The sequence below is a fragment of the Blautia sp. An81 genome (assembly GCF_002161285.1).
GTDB classification, from domain to species: domain Bacteria; phylum Bacillota; class Clostridia; order Lachnospirales; family Lachnospiraceae; genus Blautia; species Blautia ornithocaccae.
In genome coordinates this window covers 1-16,458 of the sequence record NZ_NFHH01000035.1, presented here as the reverse complement: position 1 = coordinate 16,458, position 16,458 = coordinate 1, and the positions used below count along the sequence as shown (strand labels likewise).

15 protein-coding genes are annotated in these 16,458 nt (G+C 45.0%); 3 read left to right on the top strand and 12 right to left on the bottom strand.

All coding sequences use genetic code 11. The annotated features are described in order from the left end of the window. Positions 1-26 precede the first annotated feature (26 nt). The 8 genes from B5G33_RS19010 to B5G33_RS18975 form a co-directional block, all read right to left on the bottom strand. Positions 27-905: an undecaprenyl-diphosphate phosphatase gene (locus tag B5G33_RS19010; protein ID WP_087418775.1), complete on the bottom strand. Its 879-nt coding sequence runs from the start codon at positions 903-905 to the stop codon at positions 27-29. 49 nt (positions 906-954) lie between these two features. Next, entirely contained in the window at positions 955-1,653 is a 699-nt protein-coding gene (locus tag B5G33_RS19005; RefSeq protein WP_087274154.1) for a ClpP family protease, read from the bottom strand. Between the two features lie 53 nt (positions 1,654-1,706). Further along, positions 1,707-2,438: a YebC/PmpR family DNA-binding transcriptional regulator gene (locus B5G33_RS19000; protein WP_087274152.1), complete on the bottom strand. Its 732-nt coding sequence runs from the start codon at positions 2,436-2,438 to the stop codon at positions 1,707-1,709. Beyond that, positions 2,408-3,802, bottom strand: a complete 1,395-nt coding sequence (locus tag B5G33_RS18995) for a hemolysin family protein (protein ID WP_087418774.1) — start codon at positions 3,800-3,802, stop codon at positions 2,408-2,410. Before B5G33_RS18995 ends, B5G33_RS19000 begins: the two co-directional genes overlap by 31 nt. A 124-nt stretch (positions 3,803-3,926) precedes the next feature. Continuing rightward, positions 3,927-4,274, bottom strand: coding sequence for a type II toxin-antitoxin system PemK/MazF family toxin (locus B5G33_RS18990; RefSeq protein WP_087274189.1), 348 nt, complete (start codon positions 4,272-4,274; stop codon positions 3,927-3,929). Positions 4,275-4,375: 101 nt separating this feature from the next. Next, a complete protein-coding gene (gene alr, locus B5G33_RS18985; protein WP_087274148.1) occupies positions 4,376-5,524 on the bottom strand; it encodes an alanine racemase in 1,149 nt (382 codons plus the stop codon). 15 nt (positions 5,525-5,539) lie between these two features. Continuing rightward, positions 5,540-7,027, bottom strand: a complete 1,488-nt coding sequence (locus tag B5G33_RS18980; RefSeq protein WP_087418773.1) for an NAD(P)H-hydrate dehydratase — start codon at positions 7,025-7,027, stop codon at positions 5,540-5,542. A 105-nt stretch (positions 7,028-7,132) separates the two neighbouring features. Continuing rightward, positions 7,133-7,783 carry a redox-sensing transcriptional repressor Rex gene (locus tag B5G33_RS18975; protein ID WP_087274144.1) on the bottom strand — a complete coding sequence of 217 codons (651 nt, stop codon included), beginning with the start codon at positions 7,781-7,783 and terminating at the stop codon, positions 7,133-7,135. A 161-nt stretch (positions 7,784-7,944) separates the two neighbouring features. Between B5G33_RS18975 and B5G33_RS18970 the strand changes: the two genes are divergently transcribed. Continuing rightward, complete coding sequence (locus B5G33_RS18970) at positions 7,945-9,855, top strand: ABC-F family ATP-binding cassette domain-containing protein (RefSeq protein WP_087418772.1); 1,911 nt, start codon at positions 7,945-7,947, stop codon at positions 9,853-9,855. A 55-nt stretch (positions 9,856-9,910) separates the two neighbouring features. Here the strand turns inward: B5G33_RS18970 and B5G33_RS18965 are convergent, their stop codons facing one another. The 4 genes from B5G33_RS18965 to B5G33_RS18950 all read right to left on the bottom strand — a co-directional run bounded on the left by B5G33_RS18965 (position 9,911) and on the right by B5G33_RS18950 (position 14,179). Continuing rightward, positions 9,911-11,113, bottom strand: a complete 1,203-nt coding sequence (locus B5G33_RS18965; RefSeq protein ID WP_087274140.1) for an NADP-dependent isocitrate dehydrogenase — start codon at positions 11,111-11,113, stop codon at positions 9,911-9,913. 29 nt (positions 11,114-11,142) lie between these two features. Beyond that, a complete protein-coding gene (locus B5G33_RS18960; RefSeq protein ID WP_087274138.1) occupies positions 11,143-11,808 on the bottom strand; it encodes a GntR family transcriptional regulator in 666 nt (221 codons plus the stop codon). A 15-nt stretch (positions 11,809-11,823) separates the two neighbouring features. Then, the gene (locus B5G33_RS18955) at positions 11,824-13,215 is read right to left on the bottom strand and encodes a 2-isopropylmalate synthase (RefSeq protein ID WP_087274136.1); all 1,392 of its coding nucleotides are present in this window, start codon (positions 13,213-13,215) and stop codon (positions 11,824-11,826) included. A gap of 133 nt (positions 13,216-13,348) precedes the next feature. After that, positions 13,349-14,179 carry a S8 family peptidase gene (locus B5G33_RS18950; RefSeq protein WP_087274187.1) on the bottom strand — a complete coding sequence of 277 codons (831 nt, stop codon included), beginning with the start codon at positions 14,177-14,179 and terminating at the stop codon, positions 13,349-13,351. Positions 14,180-14,295: 116 nt separating this feature from the next. Here B5G33_RS18950 and B5G33_RS18945 point away from each other — a divergent pair, with 116 nt between their 5' ends. After that, complete coding sequence (locus B5G33_RS18945) at positions 14,296-16,002, top strand: S8 family peptidase (RefSeq protein ID WP_242974773.1); 1,707 nt, start codon at positions 14,296-14,298, stop codon at positions 16,000-16,002. Positions 16,003-16,072: 70 nt separating this feature from the next. Further along, complete coding sequence (locus B5G33_RS18940; protein WP_087418771.1) at positions 16,073-16,315, top strand: chorion class high-cysteine HCB protein 13; 243 nt, start codon at positions 16,073-16,075, stop codon at positions 16,313-16,315. Positions 16,316-16,458 lie beyond the last annotated feature (143 nt).

The window sequence follows — 16,458 nt, the reverse complement described above, 5'->3', positions numbered from 1 at the left end:
TCCCCTTGATATTGTCTTGTCCAACGTTATGCGATTAAAAAACTCCCCGCAATTGCCGCTGCACCAATGATAAAACAGTAAATAGAAAAACCATAAAACCTCTTATTCTGCAGGATCTTCAGCATCTTTCCAATACAGAAATAGCCTGCAATTCCTGCAAAGACTGCTCCTGCCCCATAACAGGCCCATACTGACAGGCTCACTGGATTTCCCGCCAGATGAATACATTCCAGGATAAAAGCTCCGATGATCACCGGAACAGACAGAAGGAATGTATACTTTACGGCAAACTTTCTCTGAAATCCATAGGCCAGACAGACAGCCAGAGTAACCCCCAGCCTGGAAACTCCCGGCAGCACAGTCAGCCCTTGAAGGATTCCTATGACAAAAGCCGTAGAATAGCTGATATCCCTTGGGATTTTTTTCCCTTTCGGGAAGAAATCAGCCACCAGGAGCAGGATTCCTGTAATAAAAAGCCCGATACCCGGTGCCAGGAGATTACCGCTGGCCAGCTCCGCCACATCCTGGAGAAGAAAACCCTCTACAGCTGTGGGAATGGCTGCGATTACGATCAGCAGAAACAGTTTTCTATAATTGTTGGAAATGATCTTCTTATACCTTCTGGCGTCTTTCTCATGCCTGTTATGAAAATAAGTCCTTATATTCTCATATGCATCGTAAAGACTTCTGCAAAATTCCATCAGAAGTTTTTTTATCTCTCTGCGCAGTGCTGCCACTACCGCTGCCACTGTAGCTAAATGGACAGCTGCTGCAAAGGGAAGACCTGCCTCCCGGCTAATATTTAACAGGTTTTCTATGATTGCCAGATGGCCGGAACTGCTCACAGGGATAAATTCTGTGATTCCCTGGACAAGTCCCAGAAGCAATGCTTCAATTATCGTCATTATCCTAACCTCTTCATTTGTATTTTCTTATTATCAACAGCTTATTTTATCATATGTTCTTTCTTTTTTCAATGAGTTCATAGAGCTTCTCCATGGCCTCTTTGATTCCTCCGGTTTCGTCAATCAGTCCCTCTCTGACTGCTTCCTCTCCCTCCAACATAGTTCCTACATCTTTGACCAGCTGAGAAGTATCCAGCATCAGTTCCTCTATCCTCTCTTGTTTCATCTTGGAATGGTCTGCAATAAATCTGGTAATCCTGTCCTGAATTTTTTCCATATTCCGATACGTCTGCATAACACCGATAAACATGCCGCTGCTCCGTACCGGGTGGATCACCATAGTGGCGCTGGGCACAATAAAAGAATAGTCTGCTGAAACTGCCATAGGCACTCCTATAGAATGGCCTCCTCCCAGAACCAGGGAAACTGTAGGCTTGCTGAGAGATGCGATCATCTCTGCAATAGCCAATCCCGCTTCCACATCTCCTCCCACTGTATTCAGTAAGATCAGAAGACCATCTGTCTCTGTGCTGTCTTCGATTACCGCCAGTTTTGGAAGAATATGCTCATATTTTGTGGTCTTACTGTTATTAGGAAGGCACTCGTGTCCTTCTACCTCCCCAATAATCGTCAACAGCTGGATGTGATATTTTTTATCATTTTCTTCCAGCATGGCTGCTCCAAGTTCTTGTATCTGTCGATCCTGCTCCTGAGCAGCCTCCAGCTTTTCTTCTTTCTCTTCAGACATAAAAATACCTCCAGTTTCATTCTCTGGAGGTATTATGTGTATACTAATTGATTTTATTCTCCGTCCCAGTTGTTCCACACATCTGTTACGTCATCATCATCTTCAAGAAGATCCAGTGTTTTCTGAAGATTTTTAATATCCTGCTCGTCTGTAAGAGTTACATAATTCTGCGGGATCATGGCTACCTGGGCTTCTGCCATAGGAATGCCTGCTGCCTCAAGGGCTTCTCTTACTTTGCTGAATTCATCTGGGTCGGTAATGATCTCATAACTGTCTTCCTCTTCAGAAAAATCTTCAGCTCCTGCATCCAGAGCAGTCATCATAAGGTCGTCTGCATCCATCTCACATTCTTCTTTGTCAATGATAATCTGTCCTTTTTTGTCGAACATGAAAGATACAGAGCCTGGTGTGCCGATATTTCCGCTTCCCTTTGTAAAGGCACTTCTAACATTTCCTGCTGTACGGTTTTTATTGTCTGTAAGAGTCTCCACGATAATAGCAACACCGCTGGGGCCATAGCCTTCGTAAGTAAGCTTCTCAAAATTATCTGCATTGGCATCGCCTGCTGCTTTCTTAATACCTCTCTCAATGGTATCATTAGGCATGTTGTTAGCTTTTGCCTTTGCGATTACATCTCTCAGTTTACTGTTATTTGCAGGGTCCGGGCCCCCTTCTTTAACAGCAACTACGATTTCTCGTCCGATAACTGTAAAGATTTTTCCCTTTTTTGCGTCATTTTTCTCCTTTTTATGTTTTATGTTTGCGAATTTTGAATGTCCTGACATGTTTCTTCTCCTTTTTCTTCTTCGGGCAGCTTGTCCACCCGTACCTTTTGTATTGTATTATTCTCCACTGCAAGAATGGTGAATAGATAACCTTTTGTCTTGATCTCCTTATCCTCTTCCATATTGGGTACATGACCTAACAGAGAAGTGAGATATCCGTTAAGAGTATCGAATTCATCTGCTTCGTCAAAATCTGAGCCCAAAACTTCATCTACCTGTTCCAGAGGAGTAAAGCCTTCCATGATCAGAGAATCATCTGTCTGCACATGGATAAACTGTTCTTCCTCATCGTATTCGTCCAGAATATTTCCTACGATTTCCTCCAGAATGTCTTCCATTGTTACAAGGCCCGCTGTCTGTCCATACTCATCCACTACAATGGTCATATGTATTTTCTTTGCCTGCATAGCCTTAAACAGGTCGTTTATATTCCTGGTCTCTGGAATATAGGAAGCCTCTCTGATAAGGTCGGGAATGGATTTTATCGCCATTTCCCCGTAATCTGGATCAGCCATCCGTCTCATTGCATCCTTTAAATGAAGAATTCCCACAATATTATCAATGTCTTCCCTATACACCGGATATCTGGAATTGCTGTTATCCAGCATAAACTCCAGAGCCTCTCTCAAAGTAGTATTTTCCTCCAGCCCATGGATATTCTTTCTGTGGGTCATGATATCCTGAGCCTCTGTCTCGGAAAACTCCATGATATTTTGAATCATTTCCGCTTCATTTTCTTCAATGACCCCTTTCTCATGGGCATCGTCTACCATAGAAATAATCTCTTCCTCTGTTACCATGTCCTCATGATGGTGAGGGTCCACGCCAAAGAGGCGTACAACACCATTGGAAATCTTCAGTATCACAAAAGTCAGCGGTGAAAAAAGTTTCACAAAAAAACGGACGATTCCGGCTGTCCGATATACCCACCTGTCCGGGTTACTGACAAAAATTTTTTTTGCAGAGACCACACCTAAGGACACCAGAAGCATCAAAGCGAAAATCACCACAAGCACAACAGAGACCACCATAGTTGCCTGGGCAGGGATTTCAATCCCGGCTAGCCTGACAATCTGGCTGCATCCTCCATACACATAGGGCGTGATTCCTCTGATTCCTATATATCCGGTAAGAATACTCAGAAGCGTGGCCGTAGTGAGAATCGTATTCACAATAGGAACCGGATGGTTCATGGCTTTTAAAAGCCAGACAGATTTTTTATCGCCATCTTCTTTTGCTCTTTTCTCTATTTCGCTCTGGCTCACTTTCTGTACCGCAGAACCGAATCCATAAAGCACTCCGTTAATGATAATAAACAAGACAAAAAATATGAGAGCCCATAAAGGGCCACTGCTGTCATCCATAAATCTTTTCTATTCCTTCTTTCTTCCTGTGTTTTTCACTGCCGGGCCCAAGGCCCACAGAATTAAAATACCATTTTCTCTAACGTTCGTCAAGATTTCCCTGGAAAAAGCCTGGAAGGACTGATTATGTAGGAAGCTCCAGGCTGATGCACAGGGCATGATTGACCTTCTGCAGGATTTCTGCATCTAAATGGCATACCTTATCTTTTAGTCTTCGTTTGTCAATAGTCCGAAGCTGCTCCAGCAAGATCACGGAATCCTTTACAATTGCATAGGAAGACGCATCAATCTCTATATGGGTAGGCAGTTTGGCTTTATTCATCCTGGAAGTAATCGCCGCACAGATTACTGTGGGGCTATGTTTGTTTCCTACATCGTTCTGAATGATCAGAACAGGACGAACGCCTCCCTGCTCACTGCCCACTACCGGACGCAGATCAGCGTAAAAAATGTCACCTCGTTTGATAACCACAGATTTCACACTCCGATATTTAATGAGAGATTTTCATTCTCTCTTCTGATATAATTCTGCCCAGTTTTTCTGTGTGTATTCATGTATTATCCAAGGTATCTTTATTCCATCACCTGTCCGTCCTTAAAATAAATCCTGGGCACCCTTTTACTGATGCAGCAGGCAAACTCATAATTAAATCTGCCGGACAGCTCACCCAGCTCTTCCATGGTAATCTGTTCCTCTCCACTTCTGCCCAGAAGCACGACTTCATCCAATTCTTTTGCCTGGGGAATATCTGTCACATCTACCATAAACTGATCCATGCAGACTCTCCCCAGAATGGGAGCTCTCTTTCCCCGTATTAAGACGCTTCCCTTATTAGAAAGACCTCTGGCATAGCCGTCTGCATATCCTACGGGAATCGTTGCCACCCTGGTTTCCCTCTGGGTAGTAAAGGTTCCCCCATAGCTGATCTGAACACCAGCCTCCACTGTTTTTATGTACGCAATATGACTTTTCAGCTCCATCAGCGGTTTCAGAGGAACTGGTTCCCTCTCCACATCTTCTGAAGGATAAAGTCCATAGAGAATGATCCCGGCACGCACTGCGTCCAGGTTTGCCTCGGGCATACGAATGATTCCGGCACTATTAGAACAGTGGCAAACAGGTATATGCAGCTTCTGCTCTTCTAAAGTCTTCCGGAAACTTTCATACTTTCTCAGCTGCTCATAGGCAGGCTCCGTCTCTTTTTCATCAGCTCTTGCAAAATGTGTAAACAGTCCTTCTATCTCTATTCCCGGAAGACGGGAAATTTCCAGGATTTCCGGCACTGCTTCTTCCGGGTCTCTATATCCGATCCGGCTCATTCCAGTATCAACCTTTATATGGATTTTTACCGTCCTGTGGTTTTTTACAGCAATCTGAGACAGTTTTTTCGCCATGGACAGTTTAAACACTGTAGGGCGGAAATCTTCTCTGACTATCCGCTCATAATCTTCTTCGTAGGTATATCCCAGGATCAGCAGAGGTTTACGGATTCCTCCCTGGTAAAGTTCCTCTGCCTCTTCTACCGTTGCCACAGCGATTCCCCAGACCCTTGAGTCTTTCACCGCTTCTCTGGCAAGAGGCAATGCCCCATGCCCATATCCGTCTGCTTTCAATACAGTAATGATCTTGGTTTCCTTTTTCAGATTTTGCTTAATACTTGTCAAATTAAAAGTAAATGCATCCAGATTAATATCCGCCTGGATTCTGCTTGGTAATCTCATCTATCTGCCCTCTCTTTAAAGTTCATTTAAAATACTGGCTGCCGCCTGGGCAATGTCCTTCGCCAGCATACCGGCACGTCCTTTTTTCTCAGCTGCCAGATCCCCGGCCACCCCATGGAGATATACTCCCAGACATGCGCTCCCAAAAAGTTCTCCCTTTCTCTGAGCAAGTACGCTCAGAAGAATTCCCGTCAGTACGTCTCCGCTGCCTGCAGTAGCCATGCCGTCATTTCCCGAAAGATTGATACAGACTTTTTCCTGATTTTCGGCGATAACTGTTCTGGCGTCTTTGCATATAAGCACTGTATGAAGCTCCTCTGCTGTCTTTCCTGTAATCTCTATGGGATTCTTTTTCCATTCTTCAACAGATACTCCTGTAAGTCTGGAAAATTCCCCCAGATGAGGCGTAAGAATGGTTCCTCCCGGATAATTTTTGAGAAGCTCTTTCCTTCCTCTTAGAAGATTAATGCCATCTGCATCAATGACCAAAGGCTTTTTCCCATTTGCAAGAAGGATTTCCAGAAGAGCTTCTGCAAGAGGTCCTGTTCCAATCCCCGGTCCAATGCCGTATACGTCTGCCCAGTCCATTCCTTCTTTCATCATTGCCTCTAAATCCGTATTTTCATCATATACCTGGAGCATGGCCTCTGGAAAGCAGGAAAACATCTGCCGGTTTTCTCTTGCAGTACATACTTTGAGCATTCCTGCTCCAGTCTTCATGGCTCCATAACCGCTTAAATAAGCTGCCCCGAAAATATCCCGGCTCCCGGCCACAAGAAAAATCTTACCGAAACTTCCCTTGTTTCCCTCAGGCAACCTTTTCAGTTTCTGAAGATCCTGAAAAGTACAGGCACAAAGTTCCGGCTTTAAAACAGCTCTTTTGTCTTTATATATTCCTACGTCTGCAACAATGATCTTTCCGGCATATGCCGCTCCCGGATAAAAACATAATCCGGCTTTTCTATATCCAAATGTCACCGTCAAATCTGCTTTTACTGCTGCGCCCAGCACAGCTCCGGTGTCTGCGCTGATTCCAGAAGGGATGTCCACAGACACTACCTTTCCCTGGCAATCATTAATCAGAAGGATGGCATCTTTGTATTTTCCTGATACCCCCCTGGACAGTCCCACTCCAAGGACAGCATCTACTATAGTAGTATATTCATTGGGAAGAAAAGTCTTGACAAAGGAAATACCATATTTTTTTCCAATATCTATCTGTTTCTTCATTTCTTCTGTAAAATGACCGGGATTTCCTAAAATACAGACATCTACATCATAGCCTGCCAGAAAAAGAAGGCGGGCTATGACCACTCCGTCTGCTCCATTATTTCCTCCTCCGCAGAGAACCAGTGTCCTGGTTAAAGGAAATCCTTCTCTCAGCATTTCGTCATATACTGCAAGTCCTGCCCGCTCCATAAGAACAAGAGACGGCACCCCCATCTCCTGAATCGTAAATGTATCCAGTTTTTTCATCTGGTTTCCTGTCACCAGCAGTTCCATCTGTAACACCGCCTTTTCCTTTTTTACCTTCTGAAAAATTTCTCAGACTTCATATTTTTACAGAAAAAACTGCCGCAAAATTTCTTTTACAGCAGTTTGCTCCTCCTATTTCTTATCTTTGTGTTCTGATACATAACAGTTCAGATTATAAGAGAGACGCATAAGACTTTCGGACAAATGTACATTCTCTACGATTACATCCTCCGGCACATCCAGATCCAGATGTGCAAAATTCCAGATGGCCTTTATCCCATGCTGCACCAGAAAATCTGCGGTTTCCGCCGCGTTATTCTTAGGCAGTGTCAGAGCTGCTATCTGAACGTCATGGGTTTCCAGAAACTGGGGAAGTTCCTCCATCATACGGATTTCATTTCCCCGAATAGAAATCCCCTTCAGCACTGGATTTACATCAAAAATCCCTACAATTTTAAATCCTCTTTTTTCAAATTTTACATAATTAGCCAGAGCCTGTCCAAGATTTCCGGCACCGATAATGATCATATGGTGTGTCTTGTCAAGCCCCAGTATTTTTCCGATTTCCGCATACAGATACGGGACATTATAACCATATCCCTGCTGTCCGAAACCACCGAAATTATTCAAGTCCTGGCGGATTTGAGAAGCGGTTACCCGCATTTTCTCACTGAGCTCATTGGAGGATATCCGCTCCACGCCCTCTTCCAGAAGTTCTCCTAAATATCTGTAATAGCGGGGCAGTCTTCTTATTACTGCTTTTGAGATACCTTTATCGTCCACGACAAACCCTCCTATCAAAAGTACACATTCCTAACTAATATTATATATAATCGTTAAATTAAAGTCAATTATAATTCCTTTTATCTGTTGTCAAATTCAGATTTTCCGCTATAATAGTAGGGACAGACTTTTGCAAAAAAACACTAAAGGAGACAACAGAAATGATACTTGCATGTCAGAACATTGAAAAATCCTTTGACGGCGAGCTTCTGCTCCAGGATGTAAATTTTCATATAGAGGAACGGGAAAAAGCGGCCCTTATCGGTATCAACGGTGCAGGAAAAACTACTTTGCTCCGGATCATCATGGGGGAACTTCCCGCTGACAATGGGCAGGTGATCCTGTCCAGAGGAAAGACTATCGGCTATCTGGCTCAGCACCAGGAGATCGACACGAATCTTTCTATTTACGGCTCTCTCTTGGAAATGAAGCAGCATATCCTGGACATAGAACAGAACATGCGGGCATTGGAAAAAAAAATGAAGCATGCCTCTGGAGAAGAGCTGTCCAAAATCATGGAATCCTATTCCCGCCTTACCCAGAAATTCGAACAGGAAAACGGCTATGCCTGCAAAAGTGAGATCATAGGTGTGCTGAAAGGACTGGGTTTTGAAGAAAAAGATTTTGACAAAATGGTTTCCACACTATCCGGAGGACAGAAAACCCGGGTAGCTCTTGGAAGACTTCTTCTCTCCAGTCCGGATATTATTCTTCTGGACGAGCCTACCAACCATCTGGATATGGATTCTATCGCCTGGCTGGAAACTTATCTTCTAAATTATCCTGGAGCTGTATTCATTGTATCTCATGACCGATACTTTCTGGATAAGGTCGTCACGAAAATTGTTGAGCTGGATAATACAAAGGCTACGGTTTTTACCGGAAATTATTCTGCCTACAGTGAAAAGAAAGCCCAGCTTCGTAAGGCGGCCTATCAGGCCTATTTAAATCAGCAGCAGGAAATCAAACACCAGGAAGAGGTTATCGCCAAGCTTCGGCAGTTCAACCGGGAAAAATCTATCCGCAGAGCAGAAAGCCGGGAAAAAATGTTGGAAAAAATGGAGGTTCTGGAAAAGCCTACAGAGGTAGACGCAGCTATGCGTATCTCCTTAAAACCCAGGATCACCAGCGGAAATGATGTGCTGATGGTGGAACATCTTTCCAAATCCTTCCCCTCTCTCCCTTTGTTTCAAGACCTGAACTTTACCATTAAACGAGGGGAAAAAGTGGCTATTATCGGAAATAATGGTACTGGAAAGACTACCATTCTAAAGATTTTAAACCGCCTTCTTCCTGCTGATGAAGGCAGCTTCCGTCTGGGCAGCAAAGTACATATCGGCTACTATGACCAGGAGCACCATGTGCTTCATATGGAGAAAACGGTATTCGAAGAAATCTCCGATGAATATCCAAAGCTGACCAACACAGAAATCCGGAATCTTCTGGCCGCTTTTCTTTTCACAGGGGACGATGTATTCAAGCCCATCTCTGCTTTAAGCGGCGGAGAACGGGGACGTGTCTCTCTGGCAAAGCTTATGCTGTCAGAGGCCAACTTCCTGATCCTGGACGAGCCCACCAACCATCTGGATATTATCTCCAAGGAAATCCTGGAAGACGCTTTAAAAAGCTATGAGGGAACCGTCCTCTATGTGTCCCATGATCGTTATTTTATTAACCGGACAGCCACAAGGATTCTGGAACTAACCAACCAGAAACTGGTAAATTATATCGGAAATTATGATTATTATCTGGAGAAAAAAGAAGAGCTGACTTCGGTCTACGCCCCTCAGCTCCAAGAAGAGAAGCCCCTGGAAAAAATGTCTTCTACCAAGCAGGACTGGCAGCAGAAAAAAGAGGAGCAGGCCCGTATACGAAAACGTGAAAATGAGCTTAAGAAAACAGAAAAAGCTATTGAAGAGCTGGAAACCCGGGACAAAGAAATCGATGAAGAGCTTGCAAAGCCTGAAGTAGCCACAGACCCCTCTAAGTGTATTCCTCTTTCCGCAGAGAAAGGAGAAATTGCCGAAAAACTGGAGGAGCTTTATGAAAAATGGGAGGAACTTGCCCAATAGGCAGGTTTCTCCCATTTTTTAATCTTTCTTTCACCGTTTCCTGAAATTTCTATTTCTACTTCTCCAGTTCTTTGCGTATCTCCTGAATAAATTCCTGGCTGTTTAACACTACAGGATTCTCCAGACTGGTGATCAGTGCAAGATCTTTTGTCATCTTTCCGCTCTCAATAACACCTACAGTAGCTTTCTCCAGCTTGTCAGCAAAATCACAAAGATCCTGGTTTCCATCCAGCTCCCCTCTCTTTCTCAGAGCTCCTGTCCAGGCAAAAATGGTGGCCACAGAGTTGGTAGAGGTCTCTTCTCCCTTCAGGTGTTTGTAGTAGTGGCGCTGAACTGTTCCATGAGCTGCCTCATACTCAAAATATCCATGAGGAGACACCAGTACAGAGGTCATCATGGCAAGAGAACCAAAGGCAGAAGATACCATGTCGCTCATCACATCGCCGTCATAGTTCTTGCAGGCCCAGATAAAGCCGCCTTCTGCTTTCATGACTCTGGCTACTGCATCATCGATCAGTGTATAGAAATAGGTGATGCCTGCAGCCTCAAACTTCTCTTTGTACTCTTTGTCATAAATTTCCTGGAAGATATCTTTAAAGGTGTGGTCGTACTTCTTGGAAATAGTATCCTTAGTGGCAAACCACAGATCCTGCTTTGTATCCAGGGCATAGGAGAAACAGCTTCTTGCAAAGCTTTCAATGGAAGAGTCCAGGTTATGCATTCCCTGAGCCACTCCCGGCCCCTGAAATTCATGGACCAGTTCTCTGGTCTCTTTCCCTTCCTGGTCTGTATATACCAATTCTACCTTTCCTGGTCCTGGAATGATCATTTCTGTATTTTTATATACATCACCGTATGCATGTCTGGCAAGGGTAATCGGCTTCTTCCAGTTCTTCACACAGGGCTCAATGCCTTTTACCACAATAGGTGCCCGGAAAACCGTACCATCCAGCATAGAACGGATGGTTCCGTTTGGACTTTTATACATCTCTTTTAAATGATATTCATCCATACGTGCGGCATTGGGGGTAATAGTGGCACATTTTACAGCAACCTTATATTTCTTTGTAGCATCTGCCGCATCTATAGTTACCTGGTCATTGGTCTCATTCCTGTGCTCCAGGCCCAGGTCATAATATTCTGTCTTCAGGTCCACAAAGGGAAGGAGCAGCTCATCTTTGATCATTTTCCAGAGGATTCTGGTCATCTCATCTCCATCCATCTCCACTAGAGGTGTGGTCATTTTAATTTTTTCCATAGGTAAAATCTCCTTTCTCCCATCTTTCTTTACTTCATTTCTTCCCGAAGAACCTTCTCAATGTCAAAGTTCTTCAGATTTTCTATGGTATTGGCAATATGTCCGTAGGCGGCTTTTTCCGCCTCCTGACTGTTCCCCTGCCGGATAGCCTCCAGGATTTCTCTGTGCTCGCTGTTAGAAGGCCGCACTCTCATTCTGTACTGCACCGAGGCCTTACGTACTCTCTGCAGATACTGGTGAAAATCTCCCAGGGTATGGGTGAGGATCCTGCTTCCAGAAGCCTCATACAAAAGTTCGTGGAATCTGCCATCCTGCTGGCAGACCTGTTCATAGTTGCCCTTTCCTGCATGGTAATCGGAAAGGACAATAGCCTCTTCCATACCTTCCAGCTGTTCTTTTGTGGCCCTCCCGGCTGCCATAGAAGCGCACAGCCCTTCCAGCCGGGCTCTTATCTGATACATGTCCATAACATCCTGGGAGGAAATGCCGGTGACAAAGGCACCTTTATTAGGTATGATCTGTACCAGTCCTTCCAGGGCCAGCTGCCGTACAGCCTCTCTTACAGGGGTCCTGCTCACCCCCAGTTCCTTTCCAATAGTGCACTCTACCAGCTCATCGCCTTTTTTATATTTTCCTTTCAGAATGTCTTCCCTGAGTTTCTGAAAAACTTTTTCTCTCAATGACTCTCCTGCCATCTTCTTTCGCCGTCCTTATTCCAGTTTCACTCCCAAACGGCTGCAGCACTCATCAATTACGGCCAAAAGCTCATCATCGGTCAGTACCGTTACACGGCCTTCTTCGTACTGCTTGTCCACCCAGGCTTTGACCATGACTGCCAGCTCACTGTTCTTGTCAATCTGCTTCTCGCCAGACAGGCGGAAATGATTGTTGATCCAGTGGGCGATCCCTGCCAGGCCGGAAGTATTGGAGACTGCCACCTGAGGCGGACGGTTCAGGAATTTCTCTGTATCAAATATATTATAAATCTCTTCATTTTTCAACAGTCCGTCTGCATGAATTCCGGCTCTTGTAACATTAAAGGCAGTTCCCACAAAAGGAGTCTGGGGCGGAATCTTATAACCAATCTCTTTTTCATAGTATTCAGCCAGTTCTGTGATGACTGTGGTGTCCATTCCATCCAGAGAGCCCTTCAGCTGGGCATACTCGAATACCATAGCCTCAAGAGGTGTATTCCCTGTCCGCTCTCCAATACCGAAAAGAGAACAGTTTACACCACTGGCTCCATAGAGCCAGGCTGTTGTAGAATTGCTTACCGCTTTATAAAAATCGTTATGGCCGTGGAACTCAATAAGTTCAGAAGGAAATCCGGCATGGGTCATAATGCCGTAGATGATTCCCGGAACAGATCTGGGGATCACAGCGCCGGGATAATTTACCCCATACCCCATGGTATCGCAGCACCGGACCTTAATGGGAATGGAATATTCCTCCATCAGCTTTGTCAGTTCCAGACAGAAAGGAATTACATAACCATAGATATCTGCCCTGGTAATATCCTCCAGATGGCATCTGGGACTGATGCCAATTTCCAGGCAGTCGCGGATTACGCTGAGGTAATGTTCCATAGCCTGGCGGCGGGTCATCTTCATTTTATAGAAAATATGATAGTCAGAACAGCTGACCAGAATTCCTGTTTCTTTCAGACCAATATCTTTTACCAGTTCAAAATCCTTTTTGCTTGCTCTTATCCAGCTTGTAACCTCGGGAAATTTATATCCTTTTTCCAGACATTTATATACTGCATCCCGGTCCTTTTTGCTGTAGAGGAAAAATTCGCTTTGACGGATCTTTCCGTTAGGTCCTCCCAGTCTGTGGAGATATTCATAGATCTTTACAATCTGTTCTGTACTGTAGGGGGCCCTGGACTGCTGACCGTCGCGGAAAGTAGTATCTGTGATCCAAATATCATCGGGCATGTGATGAGGGACGATCCTGTCGTTAAAAGCAATCTTCGGTACCTCTGTATAAGGAAACAGGTTTCGGAATACATTGGGCTTTTCCACATCTACCAGAGGATACATATGCTCCTCCAGTTCCAACAGATTCGTGTGATAATTCATACGTACAGCTCTGTCAATCATTTCTCTCACTCCTCATTTTCTGTAAAAATCATAGTTTCATACGCTACTATATAGAACTGCTTGTATCATTGTATACAATTATACAAAACCTGTCAATAAGTTTTTTAACTTTGATAGCATCCATAACCAGAAGTTATGACCTACCTAAAAAGTTTTGCAGCTGAAAAAGCCCCCATCCCTGGAGATTGTGGGGATAACCCAGGTCTTTTGCTGTAGCCCTCAGCCGTTTTTTTACATCCAGATTTGTAAGCTCCGGATATTTTTCCAGAAGCAGCGCAATTCCCCCGGAGACAACAGGGGTAGACATAGAAGTACCGCTCTTTCTGGTATAGGGATAAGGACAATTTTTATTAGAACAGGAAATAATCTCATTTCCCGGAGCCACAATGTCCGGCTTGCTGATACAGTCTTTCGTAGGGCCTCTTCCGGATATTCCCTGATTACGTACCAGCATATCGGAGGAGCCTACTGTAATGATCTTCCGGCTGCTGCCCGGAGCTGTAATGCTCCCTTTTCCCGGCCCCATATTGCCTGCTGCGGCCACTACCACCAGTCCTTTATCCCAGGCTTCTTCCACAGCCTCTATCAGGTCCTCATGTCCTTTTCGCTGGGTAGTCCCTACAGAAATATTTACAATCCGGATATGATAGCGTTCCATATTTTCTTCAATCCATTTCAGTGCCTGGATAACCTTTTCCTTATTTCCGTTTCCTTTTTCATCTAAAACTTTAATGGGAATGAGGCCGCAGCCAGACGCTGTCCCCCGGTATTTCCCGCCGGAGGCAGCCCCGCTCCCGCCCAGTATTCCCAGCACATGGGTGCCATGTCCGTTATCATCATAGGCCTGTTCCCGTCCATGGATATAATCTCGAAAGGCCCAGATCCTGCTGCCAAAATCTATATGAGGAAAAGCGCCTGTATCTAAAACAGCCACTCCGATTCCCTTACCACTTAATTCCCTCATGACTTTTCTCAGATACACCTTTGTTTTTCTATATCATATTCTTGGGAAATCTCCCTGGTTCCAGTCAAGATTTTCAGGGAACATTCATAGATTGAAAAGAATGAAGAGCCAAAAACATGGGAGTTTTTATGCCATCTATACGAGAAATGATTCTTTCCGAAGAGTATGCAGATGTCATCGTCCCTTATTTTCCCTGTTTTCTCAATCAATATCGGGAACAGGGTGCACAAGTCTTTAATGAGTATTACGGGATGATCCATTATCCCCTTTCTGAGCGGTCCTTTGCCGCTTTTTTTGAGGAGGGCTTTTTTTATACCACTGTGCCCAAGCTCTACACACTTTTGGACACGGTAAATCTGGATGCAGCAGGGATTACCCAGGTACAGAACCAGCCGGTACTGAAACTTACCGGCCAGGATATTATCCTGGGATTTATCGATACGGGAATTGACTATACTCATCCGGCTTTTAGAAGAAGTGACGGCAACAGCCGTATATACGGTCTCTGGGACCAGACGGTTCAGACCGGCACACCGCCCTACGATCTGGAATATGGAAGTGTCTATACCCGGCAGGAAATTAATCAGGCATTGGCACTGGAGGATCCTTATTCTCTGGTTCCCAGCCAGGACGAAATCGGCCATGGCACGGCTCTTGCCGGGATTGCCGCCGGTACTGCCCTTCCTGAAAATGACTTCGCTGGAGCCGCTCCTCAGGCAATGATCGCTGTTGTCAAACTGAAACCTGCCAAGGAATACTTAAAATCCTTTTTCTATGTTACAGGAGACGCTCCTGCTTATCAGATGACGGACATCATGGCCGGCATCCGTTATCTCATCCGGCTCTCGGAAGAGCTGTTAAAACCTCTGGTAATCTGTCTGGGGCTTGGCACCAGCCAGGGTGCTCATTCTGGGGATTCTCCACTGGACTCCATGCTGTCTGTCACAAATCAGTTCCGGGGCATTACCGGCGTATCCGCTGCAGGCAATGAAGCCGGAAGAGCTCACCACTACTATGGTACTGCTCTAAACTCTACAGAGTATAACGCTGTGGAAATTCTGGTAAAGGAAGGCACCCGGGGATTTTGCGCTGAACTTTGGGGACAGCCTCCGGAAGTCTATGCGGTTGGTTTTGAATCCCCTTTAGGGGAGGTGGTCCAGAAGATTCCTCCCAGACTCAGCTACAGTGAAAATATTTCTTTTATCCTGGAAAACACCAAAATTTTTGTCAGTTCTGAAATCATCCAGACAGTTTCCGGAAGCCAGCTTATTTTTATCCGTTTCACAGATCCAACTCCCGGATCCTGGAAAATCCGTGTGTATACAGGAAACTACAACAGCGGCAGCTATCATATCTGGCTTCCGATCACTGGTTTTTCAAATCCGGATGTGACTTTTCTGGAGCCTAATCCTGATACCACCATTACCTCCCCCGGCACTTCTCTCTCTGTAATCACAACAGCCGCCTACAATGCATACAACAACAGTCTCTATCTGAATTCCAGCCGAGGTTATACAAGGACCGGACAGATCAAGCCGGATATTGCTGCCCCGGGAGTAAATGTTTTTGCCCCTGCTCCGAGACAGCGCTATACCACGATTACCGGTACGTCTGCTGCTGCTGCAATTACCGCAGGGGCCAGTGCTTTGGTCATGGAATGGGGTATGAATCGGACTCCCTCCAGGATCTTTAACAGTGAGGAGATGAAATCCCTCTTCATCCGGGGAGCCCAAAGACGGGGAGATAATCTTTATCCAAACCGGGAATGGGGGTACGGACTTTTAGATGTGTATCAGGTATTTGTTTCTCTGTCTTCTCCCTGAAATATTTTGCACCCTTTTTTTCCCAATGCATAGTATGTAAGTGTAAACAAGATTTTTGGAGGAAACATTCATGAGTGATTTAGCTGCTACAAATTGTGGTTGCGGTTGCGACGATAACTGCGGAGGAGGCATGAGCCGTGGCTTATTCGGCGGCGGATGCAGCTGCATCATCTGGATTCTGCTTTTATTGAGCTGCTGTGGAAACGGCAATACCTTCAGCGGTAATGACGGATGCAGCGACTCTAGCTGTCTGATCCTGATCTTACTGCTCCTGTGCGGATGTGGCAACGGATGCGGAAACGGATGCTGCTAAAATAACAGGAAAGGGGGCTGTCACATCATATGTCATGAATATTTATACATTTTATGCGAATTTGTCGAGCATAGCTTTGAGACCATAGGCTCAAAGCGGCACAGACTGAGCAATAAGATGTATAAATATTCTCGATTTCGATT

What these genes read in the sequence shown, in the direction of transcription:
- B5G33_RS18945 (WP_242974773.1), top strand. Translation starts at nt 14,296, where the DNA reads ATGGGAGTTTTTATGCCATCTATACGAGAAATGATTCTTTCCGAAGAG.
- B5G33_RS19010 (WP_087418775.1), bottom strand. Translation starts at nt 905, where the DNA reads ATGACGATAATTGAAGCATTGCTTCTGGGACTTGTCCAGGGAATCACA.
- alr (WP_087274148.1), bottom strand. Translation starts at nt 5,524, where the DNA reads ATGAGATTACCAAGCAGAATCCAGGCGGATATTAATCTGGATGCATTT.
- B5G33_RS18980 (WP_087418773.1), bottom strand. Translation starts at nt 7,027, where the DNA reads ATGGAACTGCTGGTGACAGGAAACCAGATGAAAAAACTGGATACATTT.
- B5G33_RS19005 (WP_087274154.1), bottom strand. Translation starts at nt 1,653, where the DNA reads ATGTCTGAAGAGAAAGAAGAAAAGCTGGAGGCTGCTCAGGAGCAGGAT.
- B5G33_RS18965 (WP_087274140.1), bottom strand. Translation starts at nt 11,113, where the DNA reads ATGGAAAAAATTAAAATGACCACACCTCTAGTGGAGATGGATGGAGAT.
- B5G33_RS18970 (WP_087418772.1), top strand. Translation starts at nt 7,945, where the DNA reads ATGATACTTGCATGTCAGAACATTGAAAAATCCTTTGACGGCGAGCTT.
- B5G33_RS18955 (WP_087274136.1), bottom strand. Translation starts at nt 13,215, where the DNA reads ATGATTGACAGAGCTGTACGTATGAATTATCACACGAATCTGTTGGAA.
- B5G33_RS18940 (WP_087418771.1), top strand. Translation starts at nt 16,073, where the DNA reads ATGAGTGATTTAGCTGCTACAAATTGTGGTTGCGGTTGCGACGATAAC.
- B5G33_RS18950 (WP_087274187.1), bottom strand. Translation starts at nt 14,179, where the DNA reads ATGAGGGAATTAAGTGGTAAGGGAATCGGAGTGGCTGTTTTAGATACA.
- B5G33_RS18960 (WP_087274138.1), bottom strand. Translation starts at nt 11,808, where the DNA reads ATGGCAGGAGAGTCATTGAGAGAAAAAGTTTTTCAGAAACTCAGGGAA.
- B5G33_RS18995 (WP_087418774.1), bottom strand. Translation starts at nt 3,802, where the DNA reads ATGGATGACAGCAGTGGCCCTTTATGGGCTCTCATATTTTTTGTCTTG.
- B5G33_RS19000 (WP_087274152.1), bottom strand. Translation starts at nt 2,438, where the DNA reads ATGTCAGGACATTCAAAATTCGCAAACATAAAACATAAAAAGGAGAAA.